The sequence below is a fragment of the Lysinibacillus sp. NPDC093712 genome (assembly GCF_050280025.1).
Lineage (GTDB): Bacteria > Bacillota > Bacilli > Bacillales_A > Planococcaceae > Lysinibacillus.
In genome coordinates this window covers 487,783-512,571 of sequence record NZ_JBNNUU010000001.1, presented here as the reverse complement: position 1 = coordinate 512,571, position 24,789 = coordinate 487,783, and the positions used below count along the sequence as shown (strand labels likewise).

The 24,789-nt window shown below is 36.9% G+C and carries 30 protein-coding genes; 9 read left to right on the top strand and 21 right to left on the bottom strand.

Annotated features, from left to right (window positions below; genetic code table 11):
* The first annotated feature begins 70 nt into the window (after positions 1-70).
* Together ACQKNX_RS02660 and ACQKNX_RS02655 are read left to right on the top strand one after the other, a co-directional pair.
* Positions 71-490 (top strand): DUF4183 domain-containing protein, encoded by a 420-nt coding sequence (locus tag ACQKNX_RS02660; protein ID WP_427427442.1) that lies wholly within the window; start codon positions 71-73, stop codon positions 488-490.
* A gap of 30 nt (positions 491-520) precedes the next feature.
* The gene (locus ACQKNX_RS02655; protein WP_427427441.1) at positions 521-841 is read left to right on the top strand and encodes a DUF4183 domain-containing protein; all 321 of its coding nucleotides are present in this window, start codon (positions 521-523) and stop codon (positions 839-841) included.
* Positions 842-961: 120 nt separating this feature from the next.
* On the opposite strand, the gene ACQKNX_RS02650 is transcribed toward ACQKNX_RS02655, so the two are convergent.
* From ACQKNX_RS02650 to ACQKNX_RS02630, 5 genes are all read right to left on the bottom strand, one after another.
* Complete coding sequence (locus ACQKNX_RS02650) at positions 962-1,696, bottom strand: 5-oxoprolinase subunit PxpA (RefSeq protein ID WP_427427440.1); 735 nt, start codon at positions 1,694-1,696, stop codon at positions 962-964.
* Between the two features lie 2 nt (positions 1,697-1,698).
* Complete coding sequence (locus tag ACQKNX_RS02645) at positions 1,699-2,556, bottom strand: biotin-dependent carboxyltransferase family protein (protein ID WP_427427439.1); 858 nt, start codon at positions 2,554-2,556, stop codon at positions 1,699-1,701.
* A gap of 3 nt (positions 2,557-2,559) precedes the next feature.
* On the bottom strand, positions 2,560-3,258 hold the full coding sequence (pxpB, locus tag ACQKNX_RS02640; protein WP_427427438.1) for a 5-oxoprolinase subunit PxpB: 699 nt from the start codon (positions 3,256-3,258) through the stop codon (positions 2,560-2,562).
* Positions 3,239-3,856 carry a pyroglutamyl-peptidase I gene (locus tag ACQKNX_RS02635; protein ID WP_427427437.1) on the bottom strand — a complete coding sequence of 206 codons (618 nt, stop codon included), beginning with the start codon at positions 3,854-3,856 and terminating at the stop codon, positions 3,239-3,241. The genes pxpB and ACQKNX_RS02635 overlap by 20 nt, the downstream gene beginning before the upstream one ends.
* A 315-nt stretch (positions 3,857-4,171) precedes the next feature.
* Positions 4,172-4,501, bottom strand: coding sequence for a hypothetical protein (locus tag ACQKNX_RS02630; RefSeq protein WP_427427436.1), 330 nt, complete (start codon positions 4,499-4,501; stop codon positions 4,172-4,174).
* Between the two features lie 397 nt (positions 4,502-4,898).
* Here ACQKNX_RS02630 and ACQKNX_RS02625 point away from each other — a divergent pair, with 397 nt between their 5' ends.
* The 4 genes from ACQKNX_RS02625 (at position 4,899) to ACQKNX_RS02610 (ending at position 7,935) form a co-directional block, all read left to right on the top strand.
* Positions 4,899-5,366: a chemotaxis protein CheX gene (locus ACQKNX_RS02625; RefSeq protein ID WP_340825013.1), complete on the top strand. Its 468-nt coding sequence runs from the start codon at positions 4,899-4,901 to the stop codon at positions 5,364-5,366.
* Positions 5,367-5,608: 242 nt separating this feature from the next.
* Positions 5,609-5,731 carry a hypothetical protein gene (locus tag ACQKNX_RS02620; RefSeq protein ID WP_340825014.1) on the top strand — a complete coding sequence of 41 codons (123 nt, stop codon included), beginning with the start codon at positions 5,609-5,611 and terminating at the stop codon, positions 5,729-5,731.
* 70 nt (positions 5,732-5,801) lie between these two features.
* The gene (locus ACQKNX_RS02615; RefSeq protein ID WP_172770986.1) at positions 5,802-6,293 is read left to right on the top strand and encodes a cytochrome B5; all 492 of its coding nucleotides are present in this window, start codon (positions 5,802-5,804) and stop codon (positions 6,291-6,293) included.
* The gene (locus tag ACQKNX_RS02610; RefSeq protein ID WP_427427435.1) at positions 6,280-7,935 is read left to right on the top strand and encodes a b(o/a)3-type cytochrome-c oxidase subunit 1; all 1,656 of its coding nucleotides are present in this window, start codon (positions 6,280-6,282) and stop codon (positions 7,933-7,935) included. Before ACQKNX_RS02615 ends, ACQKNX_RS02610 begins: the two co-directional genes overlap by 14 nt.
* A gap of 545 nt (positions 7,936-8,480) precedes the next feature.
* Here the strand turns inward: ACQKNX_RS02610 and ACQKNX_RS02605 are convergent.
* From ACQKNX_RS02605 to ACQKNX_RS02590, 4 genes are all read right to left on the bottom strand, one after another.
* Positions 8,481-9,194 (bottom strand): UDP-N-acetylmuramyl pentapeptide phosphotransferase, encoded by a 714-nt coding sequence (locus ACQKNX_RS02605; RefSeq protein WP_427427434.1) that lies wholly within the window; start codon positions 9,192-9,194, stop codon positions 8,481-8,483.
* Positions 9,195-10,096: 902 nt separating this feature from the next.
* Positions 10,097-10,255 (bottom strand): hypothetical protein, encoded by a 159-nt coding sequence (locus ACQKNX_RS02600; protein ID WP_167395904.1) that lies wholly within the window; start codon positions 10,253-10,255, stop codon positions 10,097-10,099.
* A gap of 220 nt (positions 10,256-10,475) precedes the next feature.
* Positions 10,476-10,856, bottom strand: coding sequence for an iron chaperone (locus ACQKNX_RS02595; RefSeq protein WP_427427433.1), 381 nt, complete (start codon positions 10,854-10,856; stop codon positions 10,476-10,478).
* Between the two features lie 330 nt (positions 10,857-11,186).
* Entirely contained in the window at positions 11,187-11,426 is a 240-nt protein-coding gene (locus ACQKNX_RS02590) for a hypothetical protein (protein ID WP_427427432.1), read from the bottom strand.
* A 188-nt stretch (positions 11,427-11,614) separates the two neighbouring features.
* On the opposite strand from ACQKNX_RS02590, the gene ACQKNX_RS02585 reads away from it, so the two are divergent.
* The 3 genes from ACQKNX_RS02585 (at position 11,615) to ACQKNX_RS02575 (ending at position 13,652) form a co-directional block, all read left to right on the top strand.
* On the top strand, positions 11,615-12,577 hold the full coding sequence (locus ACQKNX_RS02585) for a S8 family peptidase (protein WP_427427431.1): 963 nt from the start codon (positions 11,615-11,617) through the stop codon (positions 12,575-12,577).
* The gene (locus tag ACQKNX_RS02580; RefSeq protein ID WP_427427430.1) at positions 12,577-13,386 is read left to right on the top strand and encodes an endonuclease I family protein; all 810 of its coding nucleotides are present in this window, start codon (positions 12,577-12,579) and stop codon (positions 13,384-13,386) included. The genes ACQKNX_RS02585 and ACQKNX_RS02580 overlap by 1 nt, the downstream gene beginning before the upstream one ends.
* A gap of 161 nt (positions 13,387-13,547) precedes the next feature.
* The gene (locus tag ACQKNX_RS02575) at positions 13,548-13,652 is read left to right on the top strand and encodes a putative holin-like toxin (RefSeq protein ID WP_370635715.1); all 105 of its coding nucleotides are present in this window, start codon (positions 13,548-13,550) and stop codon (positions 13,650-13,652) included.
* 169 nt (positions 13,653-13,821) lie between these two features.
* On the opposite strand, the gene ACQKNX_RS02570 is transcribed toward ACQKNX_RS02575, so the two are convergent.
* The 12 genes from ACQKNX_RS02570 to ACQKNX_RS02515 form a co-directional block, all read right to left on the bottom strand.
* Positions 13,822-14,079, bottom strand: coding sequence for an AAA family ATPase (locus ACQKNX_RS02570; protein WP_427427429.1), 258 nt, complete (start codon positions 14,077-14,079; stop codon positions 13,822-13,824).
* Between the two features lie 471 nt (positions 14,080-14,550).
* Complete coding sequence (locus tag ACQKNX_RS02565; RefSeq protein ID WP_427427428.1) at positions 14,551-16,047, bottom strand: carboxypeptidase M32; 1,497 nt, start codon at positions 16,045-16,047, stop codon at positions 14,551-14,553.
* Between the two features lie 694 nt (positions 16,048-16,741).
* Positions 16,742-17,686, bottom strand: coding sequence for a malate dehydrogenase (mdh, locus tag ACQKNX_RS02560; RefSeq protein ID WP_427427427.1), 945 nt, complete (start codon positions 17,684-17,686; stop codon positions 16,742-16,744).
* Positions 17,687-17,697: 11 nt separating this feature from the next.
* Positions 17,698-18,039: a BMC domain-containing protein gene (locus ACQKNX_RS02555; protein WP_427427426.1), complete on the bottom strand. Its 342-nt coding sequence runs from the start codon at positions 18,037-18,039 to the stop codon at positions 17,698-17,700.
* The gene (locus ACQKNX_RS02550; RefSeq protein WP_401008073.1) at positions 18,032-18,316 is read right to left on the bottom strand and encodes a EutN/CcmL family microcompartment protein; all 285 of its coding nucleotides are present in this window, start codon (positions 18,314-18,316) and stop codon (positions 18,032-18,034) included. The genes ACQKNX_RS02555 and ACQKNX_RS02550 overlap by 8 nt, the downstream gene beginning before the upstream one ends.
* A gap of 36 nt (positions 18,317-18,352) precedes the next feature.
* Complete coding sequence (gene pduL / locus ACQKNX_RS02545; protein ID WP_427427425.1) at positions 18,353-19,222, bottom strand: phosphate propanoyltransferase; 870 nt, start codon at positions 19,220-19,222, stop codon at positions 18,353-18,355.
* Positions 19,223-19,237: 15 nt separating this feature from the next.
* Positions 19,238-19,825 (bottom strand): phosphate propanoyltransferase, encoded by a 588-nt coding sequence (locus ACQKNX_RS02540; protein ID WP_402760019.1) that lies wholly within the window; start codon positions 19,823-19,825, stop codon positions 19,238-19,240.
* A 100-nt stretch (positions 19,826-19,925) separates the two neighbouring features.
* The gene (locus ACQKNX_RS02535; protein WP_024363388.1) at positions 19,926-20,204 is read right to left on the bottom strand and encodes a BMC domain-containing protein; all 279 of its coding nucleotides are present in this window, start codon (positions 20,202-20,204) and stop codon (positions 19,926-19,928) included.
* Between the two features lie 16 nt (positions 20,205-20,220).
* On the bottom strand, positions 20,221-21,711 hold the full coding sequence (locus ACQKNX_RS02530; protein WP_427427424.1) for an aldehyde dehydrogenase family protein: 1,491 nt from the start codon (positions 21,709-21,711) through the stop codon (positions 20,221-20,223).
* Positions 21,712-21,726: 15 nt separating this feature from the next.
* Positions 21,727-22,377 carry an ethanolamine utilization microcompartment protein EutL gene (eutL, locus tag ACQKNX_RS02525; protein ID WP_427427423.1) on the bottom strand — a complete coding sequence of 217 codons (651 nt, stop codon included), beginning with the start codon at positions 22,375-22,377 and terminating at the stop codon, positions 21,727-21,729.
* An 11-nt stretch (positions 22,378-22,388) separates the two neighbouring features.
* Positions 22,389-23,405 carry an ethanolamine ammonia-lyase subunit EutC gene (eutC, locus tag ACQKNX_RS02520; RefSeq protein WP_427427422.1) on the bottom strand — a complete coding sequence of 339 codons (1,017 nt, stop codon included), beginning with the start codon at positions 23,403-23,405 and terminating at the stop codon, positions 22,389-22,391.
* Between the two features lie 9 nt (positions 23,406-23,414).
* Entirely contained in the window at positions 23,415-24,785 is a 1,371-nt protein-coding gene (locus ACQKNX_RS02515) for an ethanolamine ammonia-lyase subunit EutB (RefSeq protein WP_340825051.1), read from the bottom strand.
* Between the last annotated feature and the right edge of the window lie 4 nt (positions 24,786-24,789).

Sequence of the window (24,789 nt, the reverse complement as noted above, 5' to 3'; positions counted from 1 at the left end):
TAATGCACAAAACAAATAAAATCTTTCAAAATTGCAGGGATACAAATAAATTATAGGAGTGATTATTTATATGGTAAAGGAGAAAGATTGTCGTCAGATTATTCAGCTATATGACTGTGAAGATAGATTTATATGGCCTCGTATAATAGCTCGTAATGTCCCTGAAACTGCACCTCCTCCCATCATTGTTTCCGGTCAAACGATTATACCTAAAGTGAATAGATATTTTTATATAGTAACATCAGATATTGATTTGACGAACGGGGTCACGCTTGATGCTAATCTATTTTCAGATGACAACGGCGTAAACGTAACAGAATTTTCTATTATCCATCCAAATGGCTATGTAAATCTGTTTATTAATGCCGTCATGCAGGAAGGTGGGATTTATTCCGTAACGGATACTTCCCTAATACTAAATGCTGATAACGCAACGATTTATAGAGGGACACCAATTATTATTGAATCTCTTGGTTTTTTACCGAGGTGAACTAAAACTTTTGAAAGGAGGTGAACGTACGTGGCGCTTTCCATTATTAATATCAATGTCAATGTTTCTAGCACATCGACAAGGTTTTTCAACATTTTAGCTACCCCACTAGAAATTACAGATGGTACAACGCTTGCTGCAACAACTTTTTTAACTGACAGCGGTACTGCAGCAACTGCTTTCCCAATCATAATTAATGGGTACTATAATTTATATATCAATGGTGTGCTGCAGGAAGGTGACGCCTATTCAATTTCCTCAACAGAACTAACGTTTAACATAGTTACAGCTTCTATTGCTGCTGGAACTCCAATAATTATTGAAGCTGTTGAATTATCGACTATTATTTAATCGATTGTAGATTTTGGGCATGCTTATTTTGTAGTTAAATGCGGTAATAAAGTGTGGAATAGGACTATAAGCGTAAGGACGCTTTAAAACATATTTTAGAGCGTCCTTACTACTTCTCACTTATCCTATTTGTTTTCTTAATTCATAAATTTTTTTTGCATAGGCTAGTGCTTGTGGGCCATCTCCATGTATACATAATGTTTGCGCAGAAATCTTGATTTTCTTTTGTTGCACTGACATCACTTCATTCGAAGTCAAAATCCTTTTGACATGAACGAACATTTCTTCCTCAGTTTGAATTAACGCATTTGCTTCTTCTCGACTTACTAACGTACCGTCTTCATTGTAATTACGATCTGAAAAAACTTCCTCGTATACTGGTAAACCCTTCTTCTTTGCAATTTTCACCATTTCGCTACCAGCTAAACAATATAAAACATAAGTTGGATTTATGTCATATACTGCATTGACAATAGCTGTTGCTTTTTCTATATTATTAGCACTTTGATTATAGAGCGCTCCATGTGGCTTCACATGATGAAGTTTTCCTTTTTCCACTGAAACAAATGCTTGCAAAGCTCCTACTTGATAAACAATCATATTATATATTTCATCTGCACTAAAATCCATATTCCGTCGGCCAAATCCTTGAAGATCAGGATATCCCGGATGAGCTCCAATAAGAACGTTTTTTCGGATGGCATTTCGTACAGTCTTATGCATAATTGTATGGTTCCCTGCATGATAACCACAGGCAATATTGATTGACGTCACATAGTCTAAAATTTCTTCATCTTTGTCTAGTGTAAAAGCATCCACATTTTCACCCATATCGCAATTAACATCAATTGGCATATCTATTCCTCCATTAATACAAATCTTATTGTGTTAAACATGCGCATTTGAGCAACTTTCTGTAAATCATCTTCGTGTATTGTTGCAATGATTGGATAGCCTCCAACCGTTTGGGCATCTGCCATTAAAACAATAGGCTCACCACTTTGTGGCACTTGAATTGTCCCATATTGGGTCGCTTCTGAAAGAATGTCTTTTATGTTTTTTAGACGTAGGACGTTACCTTTGAAATAATAGCCCATACGATTTCCACCAGCAAACTGATAAGAGCTCTTTAAAAATTGTTGTTTACTTTCTTCTGTAAATAATTCAAAATGAGGACCTTTAAAAATTCTTACTGTAATAGCTGTATTAAATATAGGACGAAAAGGTGCATATAGCCCTCTTGTATTTTGTAATGTTTCCACGTTCTGCCCGTATAAATCACTTCCCACGCTTACAGCATTCCCAACAATCGGTAAGCATGACTGACTACCAAGTATTGAATCCGTTTGAAATCCACCTTTAGGAGTGAGATATACAATAGAGCCATGGGTAACGCTTTTTATGGATAAAATATCTCCCTTTACTAATTGAAAGGTTTTCCACATTTCGATGGGGCTACCATTTACTAAACAATCACAAGTTGCGCCAGTCAATACATACGTTCCTTCATTTAAAGCTTGAAATTCAAAACCACCTATAAACATCTCAAATGATGTTTGATCCTTCCCATTGTTTAAAATAGAATGGGCAACTTGAAAAGACACTTTGTCCATAGGCCCCGATAGAGGAATACCAAACGCACGGTAGCCGTATCTCCCTTGATCTTGCAGGCTCCCATAAACACCTTGTTTTTTAACCTTAAGAAGTGGCTTCAATTGCTACACTCCTTTACTTTTTATTTCTAAAAACTCTTGTTTGGTAATTTCATAAAATTGTACTTGATCCCCAAGAGAAAAGATAAAAATGTCTTTCCCATGAATATCAAATAAATTGAATGGCGTCTTACCAATAATATTCCACCCACCTGGTGAATCGAGAGGATAAATCCCTGTCTGCAACCCTCCTATACCTACAGAACTTGCAGACACGAATTTACGAGGCTTTTTTAATCGAGGTACAAATAATTTGCTATCTAAATCTCCTAAGTAAGGAAACCCAGGTAAAAAGCCGATTAAATATACACTATATGTTTTAGACATGTGCGTTTTTTTTATGTCCTCAAATGAAAAGCTTGTATAATCCATCACACGGTGCATATCCAAAGCAAATTCCTCATCATAACAAACTGGAATTTGTAACTGACGACTTGCTCCTTCATCATCGTTAGAGTTAATTTGCATGAAAAGCCATTGTTCTTGTAAAAAAACTAAATCTATTTTGTCCTTAACATACGCTGTAATAGTATGATAGCTTGCAACACTTTCAATAAGGTTTGAACGTAGCATTTTTTTCAAAAAACTATTAAACTTTTGGACAATACGAAAATTTTCTTGTGATATTACTTCATTAAAAGCAAAACGGATTGTGTGTCGACTAATCCACATTGTATGAGGAAACTCAATTATTTGATGTTGCATGAATTGTTTCCTCGATACAAAGCTTAATGCAAGTTATTAAATCTTGAATATTCCAGCCCGGTATTTTCCCATGCTGTATAGCCAATTCAAAAGATGCTGGAATATGAATAAACCCAGCGCTCACACCTTTATGTTGCTTTGCATAAACTAGCCCTTCATACATGATATTATTGCATAAATATGTACCCGCGGTATTTGAAATTTCTGCAGGATATCCTTCTTTGCTTAATCGATCTACCATACTTCGAATAGGTAAATTTGTAATATATGCATCCTCACCACCATCATATATGCTTTCATCTACAGGTGTATAGCCATTGTTATCTGGCTCTCCATCTTTAACGTTAATGGCAATTCGCTCTGGTGTTATTTTAAAACGCCCTCCAGCTAATCCTAATGAAATAATAATTTCAGGCTTTATATCCGCAATATATTGTTTCAACTGCTGTGCGGATTGCTGAAAATCTACGGATAGTGTACGTCCTACAATTTCATAACCGTCCATCATATTACCATCTAAATTTTCTACAATTTGCATAGTCGGATTAATTTTATATTCTAGAAAAGGTACAAATCCTGTTAATAAAATTTTTGTCATTTTCTTCACCTAAATTTCTATAGAATTTTGTTTTATTACTTAGTGGATACTGTTGATTAAATAGCTTCTAGTTGAAGAGGAATTTTCTTTTCAATTCTAACAAACAAAGGCAACAATTACTCTCCTTGTCGAGAAATAATTTTATTTTTCCGAATTTTCTTCTTATCTATTAAACCATCGATGGCTCATTTTATTCATATCCAAATTGAAGCCGTAAATTGTAAAATTCTATAAATAAAAGAGTATGACACAAGTCATACTCTCAGATTTTAGACAAAAGAATTCTATAGATTAAAGTAAGTAATTCTTTATTTTTTAATTGCTATCCAAATACATAGTAGAAGGTTGAAATACAATATTAATATTTTTCAACTCATTTATCACTTTTTCTGTTAATTTAAGCCCTAATTCATTATGTTGCTTTTCTAAATTTTCACCTTCAACAATTAAGCTATCAGAATCCCATTTTACCCAAACACCATAATCATTTATCCATGATCTTAGCTGTATCTTTAAAGAAGGAGGAATCTGCATTTTATCCATATCCAAGTTAAAGCCACAAACCTTACACCATAACGGATCAGAACCAAAATCTGCTTCCACTTTTATTTGCACAAGTTCTTTACAATTACATAATGAATCCATAAATAACTCCACTCCTGAAATTTTTACAATAATTAAAGAGTATGACGCAGGTCATACTCTTTAGGTATATATTCATTTATAGTAAAAATGTTGATAACAAGAGCACTAACGAAAGCGCTATTATTTTAAATGGGCAGTCGCCTGTTTCATGACGTATTTCCCCACTCCAATATAAATAGCAACTGTTGCTCCGATAAATACGAATGTCATTGCTAACCGCTCCTTTTCTTATAAATAGTAAGCTAAAGCAACGAATGCCGTAGCGTGAATTAACTGATTTTGAAAATCATTCTCATTAATATAATATAAATTTCGCCTTATTTCGTCAAGACATACTTTCATCTTACCCTTTTAACATGGTAAGATGTAGAAAAGTCGGAAAAAGGATGCGGTAATGATGAGTAATTCGAAGTACTTTCAAACTATTTTAAACGGGACAATCCATGCATTAAAAACGATTCTCCCTATGGATATTCAAGTGAAATCACCAAGTATTATTTCGGAGCCCTTTCAACAACAGCAAATGGGTGTACTAATAGGCCTTATTGGAGATGTAAAGGGACGTGTAATCATAGATTCCTCCCCTGACATATTTAGTGGTATCGGCAGCTCTATGTTCGGCATGCCACTTGAAGGCGAAATGCTAGAGTCTTTTACTGGCGAATTCGGAAACATGATTGCAGGTAATCTATGTACGGCAGTAGGACAAGAAAGCCTAGATATAGATATTACACCGCCAACAGTAATGGTAGGAAACACAAAATTATACGGTTTTGAAAAAGCATTTGTACTACCCGTTACGATTCCAGACGTTGGTGCATTAACAGTATTACTAACGATTGAGGAAGAAGTAATAAGAGCATAATCTGGATTCTTTCAAACTATACATTCTATGCAATTTTAGCTAGTATTTATGAATACGAAATCGTTATCTGCATAAAAGGAGTTGGCTCATATTTGAGTCAGCTCCTTTCGTATTTCAACTATATTTCACATTTCTTTCACACAATCCACTCTGTTGTGTGATTTTTTTCACATCAAAAAGATTTGATATACCATATCATGACTTTAAGAAAGCCACTATGAAAGCGTAGGAGGGAGTAAAAAATGGCCAACAAAAAAAAGTCAGAAGATAATCTAAAAGGCTCACTTTATGGAGTGTTTGGAATCGGCATTATCATTATTTTAATTTGGATTTACTGCTTCAATTTATTCATTGAGCGCTTTTAATTTTATTAGCAAAAAGAACTATTTAGTCAACAAGATGTAAGTAATACGACAGAGGAAGGACGACAGAGATATGCATATACATAAATACGAGAAATACTGGCTTGTATTTGGAGTTGCTACTTTAGTTGCATTTCTTATTATTCTTGGTATTGGGGCGTTTCACCAAGGCTCTCATCCAAACAGTAATAAGAAAACCATCGATTATGAAAAAGTAAAAGAAATTGCACCGTTTACGAATCCAGGTGTACACAAAGTAGAAGGTAAGGATTGGGATTACGAGGTTGTCATTTTAGCGTCTGCCTTCTTTTACAATCCACCCGAAATTGAAGTGCCACTTGGTTCAAAGGTAAAATTTATCGCGACAAGTGAAGATGTTATACACGGATTTGAAATTGCAGGTACAAATATTAACATGATGCTTGAACCTGGTTATATATCTGAATATGTAGCTGAAATCAATCAAGCTGGGGAATTTTTAATAGTATGTAATGAATACTGCGGTACAGGACATACGCTTATGCATTCTATGCTAAAGGTGGTGGATCCAAATGAGTCTAAATAATAATTTGACAAAGGTGGATCGTCGTGATGCGAAACTAGCACTTGCCCATATCTATGTGGCATTTATCGCATTATTATTAGGTGGTCTAGCTGGTTTATTACAAGTATTTGTACGTTCAGGCCAATTCACATTGCCAGCAGGTATTGGTTATTATCAAGTATTAACTGTTCACGGCGTATTACTCGGTCTTATTTTAACAACGTTCTTTATATTTGGTTTCCAAATTGCTGGGGTTAGCCGAACATCTGGTACACTTTCAGATAAACAACGATTACTTGGTTGGATCGGTTTTTGGTTAATGACGATCGGTACAGCTGCAGCAGCAGTCATGGTTCTATTAAATAAAGCAACGGTTCTCTATACTTTTTACGCACCACTGCAAGCACATTGGATTTTCTATCTCGGCTTAACGCTCGTAGTAGTCGGCTCTTGGATTGGTGCAGCCGGACAAATTTTACGTTACGTGCAGTGGCGTAAAGAACATAAAGGCCAAACTTCACCACTATTATCTTTTATGGTAGTAGTCAATAATTTACTATGGTTCGTGGCCTCTTTAGGTGTAGCAGTTTCTGTTTTATTCCAACTGTTACCTTGGTCTCTTGGTCTCATTGAACGTGTTGATGTGTTACTGTCTCGAACATTATTCTGGTATTTCGGTCACGCACTCGTTTATTTCTGGTTATTGCCTGCCTATATGGTATGGTATGTTGTTATTCCAAAAGTCATTGGCGGAAAGGTTTTCTCTGACTCATTAGCTCGCTTATCATTTATGCTGTTTTTAATCTTCTCTGTACCCGTTGGTTTACATCACCAATTAACAGAGCCAGGTATTGATACAACATGGAAATTCATTCAAGTTGTTTTAACAATGGCAGTTGTTGTCCCTTCCTTAATGACAGCATTCTCACTATTCGCAACGTTTGAATTACGTGGTCGCGAACTTGGTGGTAAAGGTATTTTTGGTTGGTTTAAAAAATTACCGTGGAAAGATGCACGCTTCTTAGTTCCGTTCATCGGTATGCTATCATTCATCCCTGGTGGTGCAGGCGGTATTGTTAATGCATCTTATCAAATGAACCAACTCATCCATAATACAATTTGGGTTACTGGACACTTCCATTTGACATTTGCTAGTGCAGTAGTGTTAACATACTTCGGTGCTGCGTTCTGGTTAATACCTCATTTAACTGGTCGTACACTAACGAAGTCGTTAAATTCACTCGGAATTGTTTCAGGTGTTTTATGGGGCGTCGGCATGACCATTATGTCCGGTGCAATGCATATTGCAGGATTAATCGGTGCTCCTCGTCGCTCTGACTACTCAGAGTATGGAGGTGCTCAGCAAGCATATGATTGGATTCCATATCAAATTGCTCAAGCTGTTGGCGGTACTATTTTATTCATTGCGATTTTAGTCATTACGTACATTGTAATACAACTAGTTTGGTTTGCGCCAAAAGGTGAAGAGGAATTCCCTATTGGTCCAATCCATGAAAGCAGTGGCCCAACACCACCAATCCTTGAAAACTTTAAAGTATGGTTAGTAATTTTAGTAGCATTAATCATCTTTGCTTACACAATTCCAATCTTTGATATTATCTCGAACTCACCAGCTGGCTCAAAAGGCTTTAAGCTTTGGTAAACAATTTTTTAAAGCAACAAGCGATTTCTCATTGTAGAGAAATCGCTTCAGACTGTAGTCAAACTCGAAGTTTTTCGAATTTGTCTATAGTCTTTTTTTATTTAAAACTAATATAGAGGATGACTACTGCCGTTGATTTCCGCTACGGGCGGGCGCTTTCCGCGGGCACATCGTCAGCCGCAACCCTCGCTAACGCGCGGTCTGTTGCGTCTTACGTTTTGTGTGTTCTGAGCAGGAGTCGCCCACCCTCCACTCCAATCAACTTTATATGTATTGCTAGCAGTCTACTATAAACGAAGGAAGAGTATGCCAATATAAATCGAGTCCGGACAGTATGGTCAAGACGATAGTAAGAACCCTTTTTTACAATAAAAATAACAAAAGGGATTAAGAATTTATCTTAATCCCTTTTGTCGACAAGCTGAAGCGATTTCTCATTGTAGAGAAATCGCTTGTTTTTTGGAACGTTTTTTTAGATTTATTTTGTATACTTTATAAATATTTGTATCACTAAAGCCACGTTAGTTGAATAAAAAGTTTCGTTTCTATATAAATCGATATTTACGTGAAAATTGAGTGATCACCAAAATACTCGTTAAACCAACAATGAAATACCATATTGTATTAAAAGGAACTATATACATTAATAAACCAAATAAAATAGCTGTTAAAAAGCTAACTGTAATAGATTGTACATTCGTAATTTTATCTTGAATTAAATAATATAAAGTGAATGGTAGTGCTAAAGTAAATAACGGAATATAAATTGTTACAATAGATGTTTCAATGAGGGATATTGAAAGAACAGCTATTATGAAGCCTATTGACGTAGTAAGCGTTCTCCCCACAAATACTTTACCAGTAAAATAGCCGTATAGCAGAATAAACATAAGCGTTAAACTGGAACAAATCCCCGTTATTAAAACAAATCGATGACCTATGAAGAAAGCTGCTATTGAGAAAAAAACTAAAGAAACGAATGGCAACAGCAATATTGAAGGACGCTGAACTTTTTCTATATTTATGACATTTGTAAAACCTACAAGAAGTAATAAAGTAAATGGAACCGCCAAATATCCTAATTCAAAGTGTTTACCTAGACTAATATGACTAACCTCGAGGTTTCCAAATATTAAGATTACAATTGACGCACTGATTTGACCAAGCAACCCCAACGTGCTTGATAATTTAAAAGCATAAGTAAGCTTATTCATAATTACAATTAAAACAACACCAATAAATAAAGCGAAATATAACAAATTTCCCCCTCCTAAAATATTTTTTTCAGATTTAAATCCTCTAATTCTAAATTATACATTATTTTCAAAAAAATAGAGCTAATACTAAGGTGATTTGAATTTCATTAATAAACATCAAAAGAATCTATCCACCTACACATATAAAAGAATTCTACCATTACCAAAATTGGAAAAAAGCTCTTATTTAAATTAAGAACGAATTTTATGGGATAAAGTTACATATTAAAGTCCACAAATCGTCGTTTGGTAACATACCTTAAAAAATGTTATGGAATAAAATGGCCCGATTGTGGAATAAGAATGAAACAAATGTGTACGGCTTTGGTTAATCATAACGAATTATCTCGCAATCTTCGTTACAAATGTACAATTGGAACAATGAAAACTATAAAGAACAATATTGTATAGTATTAGAAAAATAAAATTGTTGTTGTGGAAGCAACGTTTCCCGATTGTAGCTTTTCTACTTGTTGGGCATGTTCTTTAAATTGCATAAAATCTTAGAAAGAGCTACGCAATCCTTTATTTTAAGGGCAAGCGAAGCTCTTTTAAAATTTCTTAATACTTTAGTTAATTTGCCTTTTAAGCAGGTTAACAGGTCAAGCATCTAAGCGTCATTTGCTTTGCCAGTTACTTAAAGAGTGTTATTTCTTAGAAATCAAATGACTTCACGCCGCTTTCAAAAAACAAAAGTATATAATAAACTGCTCATTGACACTCGGCTACATGACATTATGCTCATCCTCTTGAACTCATCCTCCACAAACTGGTCCTTTAATAAAAATGAGCACTGATTCTTTTCACAACGCACAATTGTTGAAAATCAAATTAACTTGTATTTGGGACATTATTAAGTTTATTTATGTATTCGTTATAAATCCTTGCTGCACTAATATGACGTGTTACTGTCTCTTTTCAACAAATAACAAAATTAGTGTTGCCAATGGACCTAATACAAGTGAAAGTAAGAACCAATTTAACCCCGTTCTATTTTTTCCTTGTGCAAGTGCAGCATTTATCAATGCCAATGTACCCCAACCTACGAAATATTGGTTATCCAACCTCTGTCCCCCCTTTTACATTTAACTATACTACAATGTTAGATGTAAAAAGCACCCAAAGAATCGTCTAGTTACATTTACAAAAGCATGTTATTCAATAATCTAACCCTCTAATGAAATCGAGCGCTCTTATTAAATAATCACGCCCGATTGTTGAAAAATCCTGTTATTATGATTTTTGTTACAGTTCATAAACAAAGGGAAATTTGCCATCTACAAATTATTTCTTTTTTATTTTCCCTTCCATTTTACTTTGGTTTTCAGCAACCCTAAATTTTACTATTTGACTAATTAATCCATAAGGGATGGGTTTTCCAATTGGGAATTGAACTGCACCTTTAGAGGTTTTATATCCCAATAATTCATGCTGAAAATTATTAATCCCGCTTGAAGTTGGGTAGAAGCCTATATGGTTTTTGTATGCAGCAAAATGTACTAGATTTCCGTTTAATACAAAAGTAGGCATTCGGTAACTTATTTTTTCCTCGGCATTTGGTGCTGATTCCTTTATAACCTTTCTTATTGTTTTTAATATTTCTTGAATCTCTTGAGGATATTGTAAAATATATTCATCAATTGATTCAGGAATGTTTTGTTCCATAATATGCCTCCTTGTAAATTTAAGTATTTAAAGGATTTTAAAACACATTAATATTAAAGTAAATATTCTTTATCTATTTCTCACTCTCCCCAATTTTTTCAAAGTTAATATTGATGAATTGATTTAAATATTTTTGGTCCATTTTGTTTAAATGAAAATCCTCACATTTTCTTTTGCCCTTAACAATATTCTTTAAAATATGTTGCTCAATTTAATAGCCCTTTAATGAAAACGAACGCTAATACTTATTCCAAATCGCGCCCGTTTGTTGAAAACTTTAAATTCCATTTTTCCCCTCAATCGTGTCCTTCTTTCAACAAAATTTTTATCCTAAAAATACAATTTCACCATTTTCTTTTTTGCTCGAATTGTAATTTTACCCACGCATTGTTTTGGATTTTTATAGCCCTTTTCACCATCGTGAAATAGCGTAGAGAATAGATTTTCTACTTCAGCTAATGTTGTATCTTTAGAAATTTTATGTAAACGTATTAATTCGATACCTTTATAAGCATCTTCTGTTCCATGAACTTCAACTTCTTCAATGCAGTTTATTTTAAGTACAAACATCTACAAACTTTAAGATGTTATCATGCAATATTGACTAATAGATACCAATACTATTTTCACTATTAAAAATCTGATATTTTAGATAAAAACACGTCTATTGTAACTGTTAATTAAAATTCAGAATTGTTAGAATATTATTAATTACCAATAATACACTTAAAACCTAATTTCTTTCAGGAGGGATACAAATGAAGCAAAAGTTACATTTAATTCCGTTTCAAGTGAATGAAGTGGTCGAAGTGGTCGAAGTGGTGCCAGAAGGTATTGAACTTATTGCAGCACCAAAAGTTTGGGAAAATTCTAAAGGGAAGGGGATTACTGTTGCGATATTGGACACAGGCTGCGACGTCACCCATCCTGATTTGAGTGGGCGTATTATCGGTGGGTGGAATTTCACTCATGATGATGATGGACAACCTGATCGATACATCGATTATAATGGCCATGGAACCCATGTAGCTGGCACAATTGCTGCAATCAATAACTACACAGGAGTAGTTGGTGTTGCACCTGAGGCAAGTTTATTGATTTTAAAAGTGCTTGATAAAAATGGATCAGGGCAATACGACTGGATCATAAATGGTATTAACTATGCAGTTGAACAAAGGGTGGATATCATCTCCATGAGCCTCGGAGGTTCTGTCAATGTACCTGAGTTACACCAAGCTATTCAAAACGCAATCACTAATCAAATACTAGTCGTTTGTGCTGCTGGTAATGAGGGAGATGGACAGAGTTCTTCAAATGAATTGGCCTATCCTGCCTGCTACAATGAAGTCATCAGCGTCGGTTCCATTAACCTGCAACGCAGATCTTCTTATTTTTCAAATTCGAATAATGAAGTCGACTTAGTAGCCCCTGGTGAAGAAATCCTTTCAACGTATTTAAACGGAACTTATGCAAAACTAAGCGGAACTTCGATGGCAACACCGCATATATCTGGTGCACTTGCACTCATAAAAGAAAATGCCAACAGAAACTTTGAGCGAAATCTGACAGAGGCTGAGCTGTATGCACAATTAATAAAAAGAACGATTCCTTTAGGAAACTCGCCAAAACTCGAAGGCAACGGAATGCTGTACTTAACAACAGAGGAATACTTATCGGATGTATTCAACCAAAAATTATCTGGACAGGCATTGAAAATATAATGGAAAAACTAGATTTGCTATACAGTGAATGGGAAACGGCCAAGTCAGACTTTTTAAACTATCAGGAAAATCGACCCTATTATGACGAAAAGAAAGATAAGGAAGTCAGAAATCAATACTATCATAGCATTTCATTCACGAATACTACTCTTTTAGACAGCCTTCACACATTGCTCAAAAAAACACATACAGATCAATTAAACTACAGACCGCACCGTTATGTTTATCCCTGGGTTGATTTACAGGAAAACGGTTTATTAAAAAGTCTTTATTCTGGACAAAGGATGGATCCCCTTTCTGTCATAGAGGAGGACGTTCGGCTCCACGAAATGCAGGCAAAAGGGTTAATAAGCATCTTATCGGATAATCTATTTAACTGTGAACACGTAGTGCCTCAATCATGGTTCGATAAAAAAGAACCGATGAGAGGAGACTTGCATCATTTATTCGCCTGCAATCGTACCTGCAATAGCAGTCGCAGCAACTACCCTTATTACGATTTCCATGATTATATCCCTGAAGGATTAATTTTAGGAATCAAAGATGGCTGCGGCAAAGCTGAAGAAAGTAAATTCGAACCAGAATACGGCAAAGGAATCGTTGCTAGAGCAACACTCTATTTCCTAATTCGCTATCCAAACATAATAAAAAAAGAACTAGAGAATATCTTCTTATTGTTAAAATGGCATCAATCTTTTCCAGTATCTATCTATGAAGAGCATCGCAACCAAGCTATCCATGAACTTCAAGGCAATCGGAATCCATTTATTGATTTTCCAGAGATTGCAGAATGTATCGTAACATATTAAAAAACACTAATTCCCTTATAAATCGTACAAAAGAATTAGTGTTCGCTTTTTTAATATTAAACGCCAATAAAGGTATAATTTCTACATGTAGTAGGTCGAGATATTAAGGGTGGTTGGCCATCTTTTATTCCAAAAATTCGTTTCAAACGAAAATAAAGGAGATGGTTCCAATGACAGTTTATGAGTCTATAACGCTCATGTTTAGTTTCGCTACACTTATTGTAACGATTCTTGCGTTGTCATTTACTTTTTCAAAAAAAAAGTAAATCACCCTCTATACCTTACAGGGTAGGGTGAATTACTACATGCCAATCGCCTTTAATGTAATCATCTAAATCCGAACAATCTCATTATCTTTAATAGAAACTATCGCTAATCTATTTTGGTATTTTTTTACATATTTTATAAATCTTCGAGGATATGTTGCAAACCTTATTATTCTTCCCCACTAAACTCTAAAATATTGAAACTCTCGGATACTTCTGGTTCTTCAAAAAAATTAGTAACATGAATAAACGTCTCTTCTGTCTCAAAAGTTGCTCTTTCGGGTTGTTCGATACACCTTTTTGCAATTTGACGTAAGCATTGCTCATTATTTAAATTAAGGAAAATTAGTTGATGGTTTGCATTTACCTCTGATGCAATATCCAAAAACCATTTTCGCTGTTGTTGAGTATTACCTGGAAAATCCATGACTACATCTTTACCAACACTTAATATGTTTTGGACATCTTTTTATCATCGGCTTGAGTTGCGCTGAGAATTTAAGGTAGTCTTCATGGTCCGACAATTTAAAGAACACTATTCAACTAAACTGCTCCGTTAGTTGTATAAGGTATAATTTAGCATCTTAATTACACTATACTTTCATTACGTAAATATTTATAATTATATTTTTATTCACATATAATAGCCGAACTAATATAAAAATTAGTTTAGCTTAAAAATAACTAGTAATAATGTTGCACATATAAAGAATACAGATGAAACATGTAAATTACTTTAAATCTTGACTTGTAATTTTAGTAGCGTTATATTTGCTTACACAATTCCAACCTTTGATATTATCTCTAACTCACCAGCTGGCTCAAAAGGCTTTAAGCTTTGGTAAAAGATTTTTTAAAGCAACAAGCGATTTCTCCTATTCGAGAAATCGCTTGTTTTTTATAGCTGATAGAGCTTTGTATATTTTTCTTGTAAGTAGTTTGCAAGATACTTGGCATTTAAGCCTTCCCCTGTAGCCTCTTGCAGTAGCTCAAATGGCTTTTTCAGCGCACCGTATTGATGTACTTTCTCTGTTAGCCACTCACGAATTGGTAGGAGTTCGCCTTTTGCGAGTAAGTCATCAAAGTTTGGAAGGTCTTTATCCATCGCATGCTTCCATTGTGCCGCATAAATCATCCCTAATGCGTAAGATGGGAAGTAACCAAACATCCCCCCTGCCCAGTGCACATCTTGTAAAACGCCCTTGGCATCACTTTCTGGTCGGATGCCTAAGTATTCTTCATATTTTGCATTCCACACTTCTGGAAGGTCTTTAGCTTGCAAGTCCCCATTGAACAAATCACGTTCAATTTCGTAACGAATCATAATATGCAGTGGATACGTTAGCTCATCTGCTTCAATTCGAATTAATGATGGTTCCACCATATTAATGGCACGCAGAAATTCAGCTAATGGGATATCTCCAAACTGTGCTGGCGAATGCTTTTGCAAGCGTTCATAGTTTTGCGCCCAAAACTTTTCATTTCGTCCGACAAGATTTTCATAGAATAGTGATTGCGATTCATGAATGCCTGTCGATGTACCCATTGCTAACGGTGTACCAGCAAGTTTGGCATCAATATTTTGCTCATACATCGCATGCCCACATTCATGGATCGTGCCAAAGATTGCCGAACGGAAATCTTGCTCATCATATTTCGTTGTAATACGTGCATCTCCGTGATTGATGCCAATCATAAATGGATGGACACTTTCATCTAAGCGACCCGCTTCAAAATCATAGCCAAGCTGCGTGAGCATTTCTAATGATAATGCGCGCTGTGCATCTCTCGGAAATTGTTTAAATAGCATACTTATATCTGGCTTATTCGGAGAAGCTGAGATTTTTTGTACAAGTGACACTATCGTTTCACGTAATTCACCAAATACTTGATCTAACACATCGGTAGTCATATCTGGTTCATATACATCGAGTAACGTATTGTATGTAGAGCCGTTTTTAATGCCCCAATATTGAATAAATTTCTTTTGCCATTGAATGATTTGCTCTAAATAAGGTAAAAATTGTGCAAAATTATTCGTTGCTTTTGCTTCTTCCCAAACCGTTTCTGCCTTCGCTTGTAAAATAACATATTCTTTATACTCTTCAGCTGGAATCTTTTTATTTTGATCGTAATTTTTGCGTACTTCCTCCACTAAACGTCGTGTAACATAATCAAGGTCTGTTTTTTGTGCCTCTAGAGCAGTTAGTAGTTCCCCTAATTGTTCACTCGTTTGCATATCAAATAAGGAGGCCGATAATGTACCTACTACTTCTGAACGTTGCGTTAATCCCTTCTTAGGAGCACCAGTGCGCATATCCCAATAAATCACACCTAGCGCTTCTTGATAGTGCTGCATTTTTTTCACATAGTCTGTAAATTGCTGTACAGTCATATCCAATCATCCCCCTTTTACGCTATTAGTTTAGCATATTTTCGAAAATTTTGTATATTTCGGACTTAGAATTTTTGAAGAAAAGCTCACCTGAAAATTTTATAAAATCTTTGTATAATAACACTATCTAAAGACTATTAAAAATAGAAAGAAGGGTTTCAAATGAAATATTTCTGGTATTTTATTATCGGAGGTTTGTTGGGATTACTACTTTCATCCATTGCCACTGAAATATCACGGATAGTAGCTTTTTTAACCCTAGGCATTGTAGCGGTCATAGCCTTCAGTGCCAGTCACTCAAACAATTCTGACAATTAATAATCCATATAGACTGCCAGTTTGGTAATTAATGACTAGCCAAGTAATAATCCTCGGAGGCTCCTGCGAGATTGCATATCCCCCATACCTTACCAGCGATTTTGGTAGGTTTATCGGCGGTTTTCATATGTTTACCGGCGATTTCTATGATTCTATCGGCAGTTCCCGTAGTTCTTCCGGCGATTACGCAAACATCAATAGTCTATATTTAAATCAAACGAAAAGTAGCTCCCTTCTATTTGAAGGGAGCCTCTATTTTAAATTGGGGATTTCAACTAGTTTTCACGTTCCTGTTCATGTTCGGTTTCCAATCAAACATATTTTAAAACAATTTATATATCATTGGGGAAACGCTATATAAATTAAAAGATACTAGTTAAATGTTTTGGCAAATTTGTAATACTTGCTTAACGGCTTCTGCTGATTGATTGAGTGCCGTTTTTTCTTCATGTGTCAGGTGTAATTCAATGACAGATTCAATGCCATTACCGCCTAAAATCGTCGGTACACCTAAAAATAAATCATTGTAGCCGTACTCCCCTTCTAACAGGGCGATCGAAGGAATAATTTTTCGCTGATCCTTCATTATAATTTCGACCATTTGAGCACATGCTGCTGCTGGTGCATAATAAGCACTGCCATTTCCTAATAAACCAACAATTTCGCCGCCACCTTTACGTGTACGTTCGACGATTTGCTGTAGTCTCTCTTGCGGGATAAGCTTTTCTAATGGGATGCCCCCTGCATAGGAATAACGGATTAATGGCACCATTTCATCACCATGTCCACCTAATACAAACCCTGATACATCTTCCGGGGCAATTTGTAACTCTTGCGCTACAAATGCATTAAATCGCGCGGTATCTAACACACCAGATTGACCGATGATACGATTTTTTGGAAAGCCTGTTTCCTTATAGCAAACATAAGTCATCGCATCAACAGGATTGCTTAAAACAACTACTATGCTGTTAGGGGCATACTGTTTAATTTGTTTCGAAACATGCTGAATGATTTTCGCATTTGTTATAACTAAATCATCTCTACTCATCCCTGGTTTCCGAGGGATGCCTGCCGTAATAATAACGATAGATGCACCTGCAATATCCTCATAATTACTCGTTCCATGTATAGATACATTAAACTTTTCAATCGGTCCTGTTTGTAATAAATCTAGTGCCTTCCCTTTTGTTGGATTTTCGGCTTCTGGAATATCTAGCAACACTACATCACCTAATTCCTTTTGTGCCAAGAATAAGCTTAATGTTGCACCAGTGTGACCGGCTCCAATAACAGCAATTTTATTTTTGCGAAATGCCATTATGCTTCACCTCAATTGTCCGTAGCTTCTGTCGTTTTTTTAGCACGCACAGGGGTTGGTGCTAGTTTTTTCTTTGGCGTTTCTGGTCCTTTAATCATGTTGAATACTTCTTCGTCAGGTCTAGGAATGACATGAGCGCTTAACAATTCTCCAACGCGCTTAGCTGCCTCTTTGCCAGCATCGACTGCTGCTTGTACCGATCCAACATCACCTTTTACGACGATGGTCACGATACCACCATCCACAAATTCTTGTTTGACAATCGTGACATCAGATGCCTTAATCATCGCATCTGCTGCTTCGTAAGAGCCTACTAATCCCTTTGTTTCTATCATGCCAATTGCACTACTCATTGTCTTCACCTCGCATAACATCTGTTGAATCTATAATTCCTATTACAACTGCATCAATAGGAAGTGGATTATCTTTCATAATATAACGGGATGATCCTCCACTCGTAATGAGCACATCATCGCCAATGCCTGCACCTATGCGATCAGCAGCAACCATTTCCGTGCGAATTGGCTGCTGATTAGAGTCAATTGGTTGAATTATTAAAAGCTTTAAGCCATTCAACCCTTCTTCCTTGCGTGTTGCCCAGACGCTTCCAATCACTCTTCCCATCTGCATGAACTCACCCTCTTTATGCTGCCTGGATAATACTTATTATTCAGAGCGAATCGTTAATTTTTTATTCAACTCTCTTATTTTGTCATAAGCTAGTGCTGTTACGATGGTTCTTTTCGGCACAACAATTTCTTGAGCTTCTATTTCAAGCACTTCCACCTGTGAAAGGAGCTTTTTTTCAAAATGATAAATCGATTGTTTTTCCGGCGTTTGCTTTACGACTAAAGAGCGTTCTTTCACAGTCATCGGTTCAATCGCTTGACCATTGACGATTTCAGCAAAAGCGCCTTGTTGAATCAAACCTGCATTTGCTTCATCTGTATCAATATGCATTTCTAAGCGATAGCGTTCAGACACGCGAATAATCACATTGGATAAAATAATAGGCCGTATTCCTTGAACCTTGATTTGCACTGACTGCCCATCCACTACTTGGAATCTCACGCTATCTGCAGGTGACATATGAATATGAGCTTGCGCAATAATGAGGCCTTCTGTTAGTACTACACTACTTTTTGGTCCAATTAACGTAACAGGGCTTGAGCCTTTAATGTCTCCAGATATTCTTAATGGAGGCTTGAGGCCAAGTTTCATCGCATCTGTCCAGCTAACTTCAACTTGTGTTAAAGCACGTGCTGGACCTAATATACGAACCCTTTCAATAGAGCCTCTAGGTCCCGCAATAACTACCGTTTCTTCAGCTGCAAATTGGCCTGGCTGTGACAGCTCAAATTTGGGCGTTAATTGATAATTTTCGCCAAAAAGTTGCTCCACTTCTGCCTGTGCAAGATGGACATGTCGAGCTGATACACCGATAGGAATTTTACCGTCATCTGGTGGGGAAGGCTGATTTTTTAATACTTGCTGTAAAACTTCTTCAACGATTTTTTGCACTAATTGTTCCTGCATCAAACCTCCTCCTTATTAAAATGATTTAACAATTCTTCCCTTTGCCTGCTGTTCAATAAAGCCTGCATTCGCTTCATCTGTATCGATATGCATTTCTAAGCTAAAATCATTTGAAACACGCACGACTACCCCGCGGAATGTTACAGGTCTTTCACTGTCAACTTCTACAGAGACTAATTCATTATTGTTGACTTCAAATACTCGCGCATCTTCTTCTGTCATATGAATATGTGCTTGTGCAATAATGACTCCCTGCTCTATCATAATTTCTTGTCGTTGGTTAATTAGTTTAATGCTAGCTGAATTTGCGATATCTCCCGATTGCCTTACAGGAGGGGTTAAACCTAATTTCATTGCATCTGTTCGACTAATTTCCACTTGCGTTGCTGCTCTAACAGGTCCTAATACACGCACATTGTGAATAACACCTTTTGGTCCTTCAATAGAAACACGCTCTTTTGCTGCAAACTGGCCTGGCTGTGAAAGATCAAAATCCTTCGTCAACGTTGCGTTTGGACCAAATAGTGCTTGTAAATCCTCTTCACTTACATGTATGTGACGAGCTGAAATGGCAACTGGAAAAGCTTTTGATTTTATGTTCAAGTTAGCCACCTCTATATTTAGTAACAATTATTTTTTGCTGATGACAGGCATTCATCTCCATCTACAGTAAGAGATGAATGCCTCACCTTGACAGCTGTAATTAAGCTTCTGCTTTTGGCAAGATTAATTCTAATTCGTTATGAGGGCGTGGAATTACATGCACAGATAGAAGTTCTCCAACACGTTGAGCTGCTGCTGCACCTGCATCCGTTGCTGCTTTTACTGCGCCTACATCGCCTCGAACTAAGACAGTGACAATTCCGCCACCAACATGTACTTTCCCAACTAAATTAACACTTGCAGCCTTCACCATTGCATCCGCCGCTTCAATTGCTCCTACAAGACCTTTTGTTTCTACCATTCCTAATGCTGTACTCATTTGTCATTCCTCCAAATTATTTAGTTTGTAATGTGATTTGCTTTAATACTTGATCGACAATTTGTTGCACCACTTCTGTATCCAGTGATGGTGCTTGCGCCTTGATATTCTCTACTACCGGCTCTATATCGAATTCCGGTTTTGGCACCTCAACATCTTTAATGCCATATGCCATACGCTTAATATTTAATAAGTGTCTAGCTGTAATGTTATCGGACGTAATATTGCCGCCAAATGTACCACAGCCTAATGTAAAGGATGGGGCTAATCCAGTCGTACCGCCAACTGCGCCAATCGAAGATAATGTGTTAACAACAATACGCGACACTGGTAAATCAAGCGAAAACTGCTCTGCTAACGCTGCATTTTCCGTATGAATTGAGCATGAATGACCTCGTCCCCCTATGTTCAGTAGATCGATCATCACTTGTTTAGCCTCTGTGCTGTCCTCTACTGTGTAGAACGCAAAGATCGGTGAAAGCTTTTCTAGTGAAAATGGAATATTTTTACCGATCATCGTCTCCAACCCAACAAGTACTTTCGTCTCTTCTGGCACGACAATACCGACTAAATTGGCTAAGCTCACTGCTGATTTCCCAACAATTTGAGGGTTTACTTTTCCTGGCACAGGAGAAATCAGTTTTTCCATCTTCAACTTCTCTTCTGCACTTAAAATATACGCATGCTGTTTCTTTAACTCTGCTAAAACTTGCTCTGCAATCGCTTTATCCACGATAATGGCCTGCTCTGTTGCACAAATTGTGCCATTATCAAACGATTTGCTCTGTACAAGCTGACGACTAGCTTTTTGAATATTGGCTGATTTTTCAATATAAGCCGGCACATTTCCTGGCCCTACTCCATACGCAGGTTTTCCAGAGCTGTATGCCGCTTTTACCAATGCACCGCCACCCGTTGCTAAAATTAAATGAATATTAGGATGCTTCATTAATTGCTGCGTCGCTTCCATTGAAGACATCGTTAAACATTGCAACAATCCTTCTGGTGCACCAGCCTTTTCCGCCGCCACTCTACAAATATCTAAAGCTTCCTTTGTACATTTAACAGCATAAGGATGCGGGCTCAGAACAAGACCATTTCTCGTTTTTAATGAAATAAGTGTTTTAAAGATTGCAGTTGAAGTAGGATTTGTTGTTGGCACAATACCTGCAATGACACCAAACGGGCTAGCAATCTCTGTAACTTTCTTTATACGATCAGAGCCTATTACACCAACAGTCTTTAAATCTTTTATATCTTCATAAACATCTCTAGAAGCAACTTCATTTTTCATTTTTTTATGATTTGGGATACCCATCCCTGTTTCTTGTACAGCCATTTTGCCTAATCGTTCTGCCTCTTTAAATGCGGCATCCGCCACAGCCTTTACAATAGTATCCACTTGTTGCTGTGAAAATTGCATATAGGCTGCTTGTGCTGTATTTGCCTGTCTAACGGTATCTCTCATTTCCTGAATGGCTAATAAATCTTTATCTAAAGAAGCCATAAAGCCGCCTCCTTTCTAAATAACCGGATTTCTCGCAACATTTTCAATTGCTTCTCTAAAAGCGTCTGCAGCAGCTTGACATGAAGATTGACTGCCACTGACTATGCCACCACCAAAATTGGTTTCTGAAGGTGGTCCAAAAAATACTTTTAGCTCTACGTCCGCTGCCTTTAAAGCGGCATCTAAACCAACGACCGCTTCAAGAGGTGGTGCGATTAAATAAGCGAGCGCAGTGCCAACCTTCACTTCTGCTAGTTCTGCCAAATAGGTGCCACAGCTTGCAACAGTATGCGCAAAAAGAGCATGGCCTTCATTGCCATTGATTGCTTCAAAATACGTATCGAATTGAATTTTTTGTTCAATTGCTTCCAACCCACTGCGAATTTCGTCTGGTGAGCTTCCCGCAATAATGCCAATCATTTCACCAGATAATGGGCCTGAAGCGTGTGCTGCTCCAGCATAAAAGCTTTTTGCATAAACAACATCGACATCAGCTTTTTTCGTCGCTTCGTCTAATGCCACATATCCGACATCATCAATCGTTAGTGTGACCAGCCCAATGCTATGCTGATTTGGCTTTAGCTCAAGCTGTGCTGCTAATTCTCTATTCACTCTTGGAATCATCTGCATTGCCAAAATTTCAGCCATTATTTTTTGAGGATTCATTACTTGCCCCCCTAACCTTCTTTAGCGACAAGATTTACGCCACTTGCCTTGTATTGCAATATTTTTTGAACGACTGTACCTAAATAAGCACCTGCCTCAAGTGGCGGAATACCACCTTTATGAATGTTCGATATAACCATTCGATCCGCTTCGACTGTGCCCATTCTCGGCTGATAACATAAATACGCACTCATCGACTCAGCTGACACAAGCCCAGGACGTTCACCAATTAAGTAAACAATGACCTCTGCTTGCAATAGTTCGCCAATCTCATCCATTAAGGCAACACGCCCTTTATCAATGTAAAAAGTAGTCCCTATTTCGATATTTAAATTGCTAAGACTTTGCTGTAATGCTAAATAAACATCCTGTACATTTTCTTCAATCGCACTCGCACTTAAGCCGTTTGAAATAATGATTTGAACTGTTGGACGTGCTTTGCATGATGATTGAATAAGTGCTTTCGATTCATCTGATAAGCGACGACCTAAATCCGGTCTAGTAATGTATTCTTCTTTATCAGTTACTCGTGTTGTTACTTGAAAGACATTCAATTTTTGCAATAGCTCTTCTGTCACTTCTCCATATACGGCATCTACTGCTGCTGCATGATCAAGGCGGAACTTTAACCAAGTTTTTGTTTTTGGCCTTGTTCCTGCTCTTCCAACACCAATTCTTGCAGGTGTATGTTTTTTTGCCGCTTGTACACTTTCAGATATAGTTTCCTCTTCAAACTGAAATGCCTTAGCAGGTTCCGCTGTAGAAGGATGGTCTTCAATCGTTGCACTGTGTGAATATTCTTGTGTAGATGATGCATGATTGTAAAGCTTAATTAATGGTTGATCTGACGTTGCTATAGAACTTGGTAGTTCTTCAGAACGATTAGTCGCAGTTTCATAGAACTTAATAAGTGGTTCTTTTTGTTCTACATCAGGCGTAGCTTTTTGTTCAGAAGAATCATTTGATGTATCATTACTCATTTTCTCCATAACAAGCTGCGTAATCATGGATACTAGCTGTTCATTCAATGGTCTCACCTACCTTTCAAATATCGATAAATCGCCAGCTCTAGCTGAAAGTCGCCCATTTTCGTAAATGCCCATTTTTTCTAACCATGCTAAATATTCGGGCGCTGGTTTTTTACCAAATGTTTGAAGCAACGTTGCAACATCATGGAAACTCATTGACTGGTAGTTCAACATAATATCGTCTCCCATAGGTGCGGCAATAATAAAGTTCACGCCTGCTGCGGTTAGTAATACGCTTAAATCTTCCACATCATTTTGGTCTGCCTTTATATGATTGGTGTAGCAAATATCAACTCCCATTGGAATGCCGTGCATTTTACCCATAAAATGATCTTCTAGCCCTGCTCGAATAACTTGTTTATTGTTATATAAATACTCAGGGCCGATAAAGCCAACCACTGTGTTGACAATATACGGATTAAAATGTCGAGCAAATCCATAATTGCGTGATTCCAATGTTACTTGGTCAATGCCCATATGTGCTTCTGCCGAAAGCTCCGAGCCTTGCCCTGTTTCAAAGTAAAATAAATTTGGGCCAGTTCCCGTTCCTTGTTTTTTCACAAGCTCCTCTGCTTCTCGAATCAAGTCTGCAGAAATACCAAACGAGCGGTTAGCAATTTCTGTCCCTGCAATACTTTGGAAAATCATATCGGCTGGCGCCCCTTGCTTGATGGCCTTCATTTGTGTTGTAATATGTGCCAATACACAGTTCTGTGTTGGAATCGACCAATCATTAATAAATTCCTTAGTAGCATGTAAAACCTTTTTAACGCTTTCGACCGAATCGTCTACAGGGTTAATGCCAATAACGGCATCGCCTATTCCATAAGACAATCCTTCTTTTAAGGAAGCGATAATTCCGTCAATATTATCTGTTGGGTGGTTGGGCTGTAGTCTTGAGGAAAGCGTACCCTTTTGCCCAATCGTAATATTGCACGTTGAGAGTATTTCTACCTTATTGGCTGCATGAACAAGATCCAAGTTAGACATCAGCTTTGTAACAGCTGCAATAATTTCTGAATTCATGCCCTTACTTAAGCGCTTTAACTCTCGATCTCCTGTATCATTCGATAAAATATATTCTCTAAGTTGTTCAATGCTCCAATTTTTTATTTCTCCGTAAATTTGTTCATTGATATCCCCTTCAATAATGCGTGTAACCTCATCATTTTCTGGAGGAACTAAAGGATTCTCGCGTATATCCTTGACTAGTAATTCACTTAGCACAGCTTTTGCTGCAATTCGTTGCTGTACGGTTTCAGCAGCAATACCCGCTAGCCGATCTCCCGATTTTTCTTCATTGGCCTTAGCCATTACGTCTTTTAATGAATGAAAATTATATTTTTCTCCACCAAATATCACCGATAGATTCACATTCATCCTC

Bases quoted from the DNA above. Each gene is read 5' to 3' on its own strand.
- ACQKNX_RS02660 (WP_427427442.1), top strand. From the start codon at position 71: ATGGTAAAGGAGAAAGATTGTCGTCAGATTATTCAGCTATATGACTGT.
- ACQKNX_RS02590 (WP_427427432.1), bottom strand. From the start codon at position 11,426: ATGTTTGTACTTAAAATAAACTGCATTGAAGAAGTTGAAGTTCATGGA.
- ACQKNX_RS02585 (WP_427427431.1), top strand. From the start codon at position 11,615: ATGAAGCAAAAGTTACATTTAATTCCGTTTCAAGTGAATGAAGTGGTC.
- ACQKNX_RS02515 (WP_340825051.1), bottom strand. From the start codon at position 24,785: ATGAATGTGAATCTATCGGTGATATTTGGTGGAGAAAAATATAATTTT.
- ACQKNX_RS02550 (WP_401008073.1), bottom strand. From the start codon at position 18,316: ATGCAGATGGGAAGAGTGATTGGAAGCGTCTGGGCAACACGCAAGGAA.
- ACQKNX_RS02580 (WP_427427430.1), top strand. From the start codon at position 12,577: ATGGAAAAACTAGATTTGCTATACAGTGAATGGGAAACGGCCAAGTCA.
- pxpB (WP_427427438.1), bottom strand. From the start codon at position 3,258: ATGCAACATCAAATAATTGAGTTTCCTCATACAATGTGGATTAGTCGA.
- ACQKNX_RS02565 (WP_427427428.1), bottom strand. From the start codon at position 16,047: ATGACTGTACAGCAATTTACAGACTATGTGAAAAAAATGCAGCACTAT.
- ACQKNX_RS02595 (WP_427427433.1), bottom strand. From the start codon at position 10,856: ATGGAACAAAACATTCCTGAATCAATTGATGAATATATTTTACAATAT.
- mdh (WP_427427427.1), bottom strand. From the start codon at position 17,686: ATGGCATTTCGCAAAAATAAAATTGCTGTTATTGGAGCCGGTCACACT.
- ACQKNX_RS02615 (WP_172770986.1), top strand. From the start codon at position 5,802: ATGCATATACATAAATACGAGAAATACTGGCTTGTATTTGGAGTTGCT.
- ACQKNX_RS02620 (WP_340825014.1), top strand. From the start codon at position 5,609: ATGGCCAACAAAAAAAAGTCAGAAGATAATCTAAAAGGCTCACTTTAT.
- ACQKNX_RS02535 (WP_024363388.1), bottom strand. From the start codon at position 20,204: ATGAGTACAGCATTAGGAATGGTAGAAACAAAAGGTCTTGTAGGAGCA.
- ACQKNX_RS02555 (WP_427427426.1), bottom strand. From the start codon at position 18,039: ATGAGTAGTGCAATTGGCATGATAGAAACAAAGGGATTAGTAGGCTCT.
- ACQKNX_RS02530 (WP_427427424.1), bottom strand. From the start codon at position 21,711: ATGGCTTCTTTAGATAAAGATTTATTAGCCATTCAGGAAATGAGAGAT.
- ACQKNX_RS02610 (WP_427427435.1), top strand. From the start codon at position 6,280: ATGAGTCTAAATAATAATTTGACAAAGGTGGATCGTCGTGATGCGAAA.
- ACQKNX_RS02630 (WP_427427436.1), bottom strand. From the start codon at position 4,501: ATGGATTCATTATGTAATTGTAAAGAACTTGTGCAAATAAAAGTGGAA.
- ACQKNX_RS02570 (WP_427427429.1), bottom strand. From the start codon at position 14,079: ATGGATTTTCCAGGTAATACTCAACAACAGCGAAAATGGTTTTTGGAT.
- ACQKNX_RS02650 (WP_427427440.1), bottom strand. From the start codon at position 1,696: ATGCCAATTGATGTTAATTGCGATATGGGTGAAAATGTGGATGCTTTT.
- eutL (WP_427427423.1), bottom strand. From the start codon at position 22,377: ATGAATCCTCAAAAAATAATGGCTGAAATTTTGGCAATGCAGATGATT.
- pduL (WP_427427425.1), bottom strand. From the start codon at position 19,222: ATGCAGGAACAATTAGTGCAAAAAATCGTTGAAGAAGTTTTACAGCAA.
- ACQKNX_RS02635 (WP_427427437.1), bottom strand. From the start codon at position 3,856: ATGACAAAAATTTTATTAACAGGATTTGTACCTTTTCTAGAATATAAA.
- ACQKNX_RS02625 (WP_340825013.1), top strand. From the start codon at position 4,899: ATGAGTAATTCGAAGTACTTTCAAACTATTTTAAACGGGACAATCCAT.
- ACQKNX_RS02575 (WP_370635715.1), top strand. From the start codon at position 13,548: ATGGTTCCAATGACAGTTTATGAGTCTATAACGCTCATGTTTAGTTTC.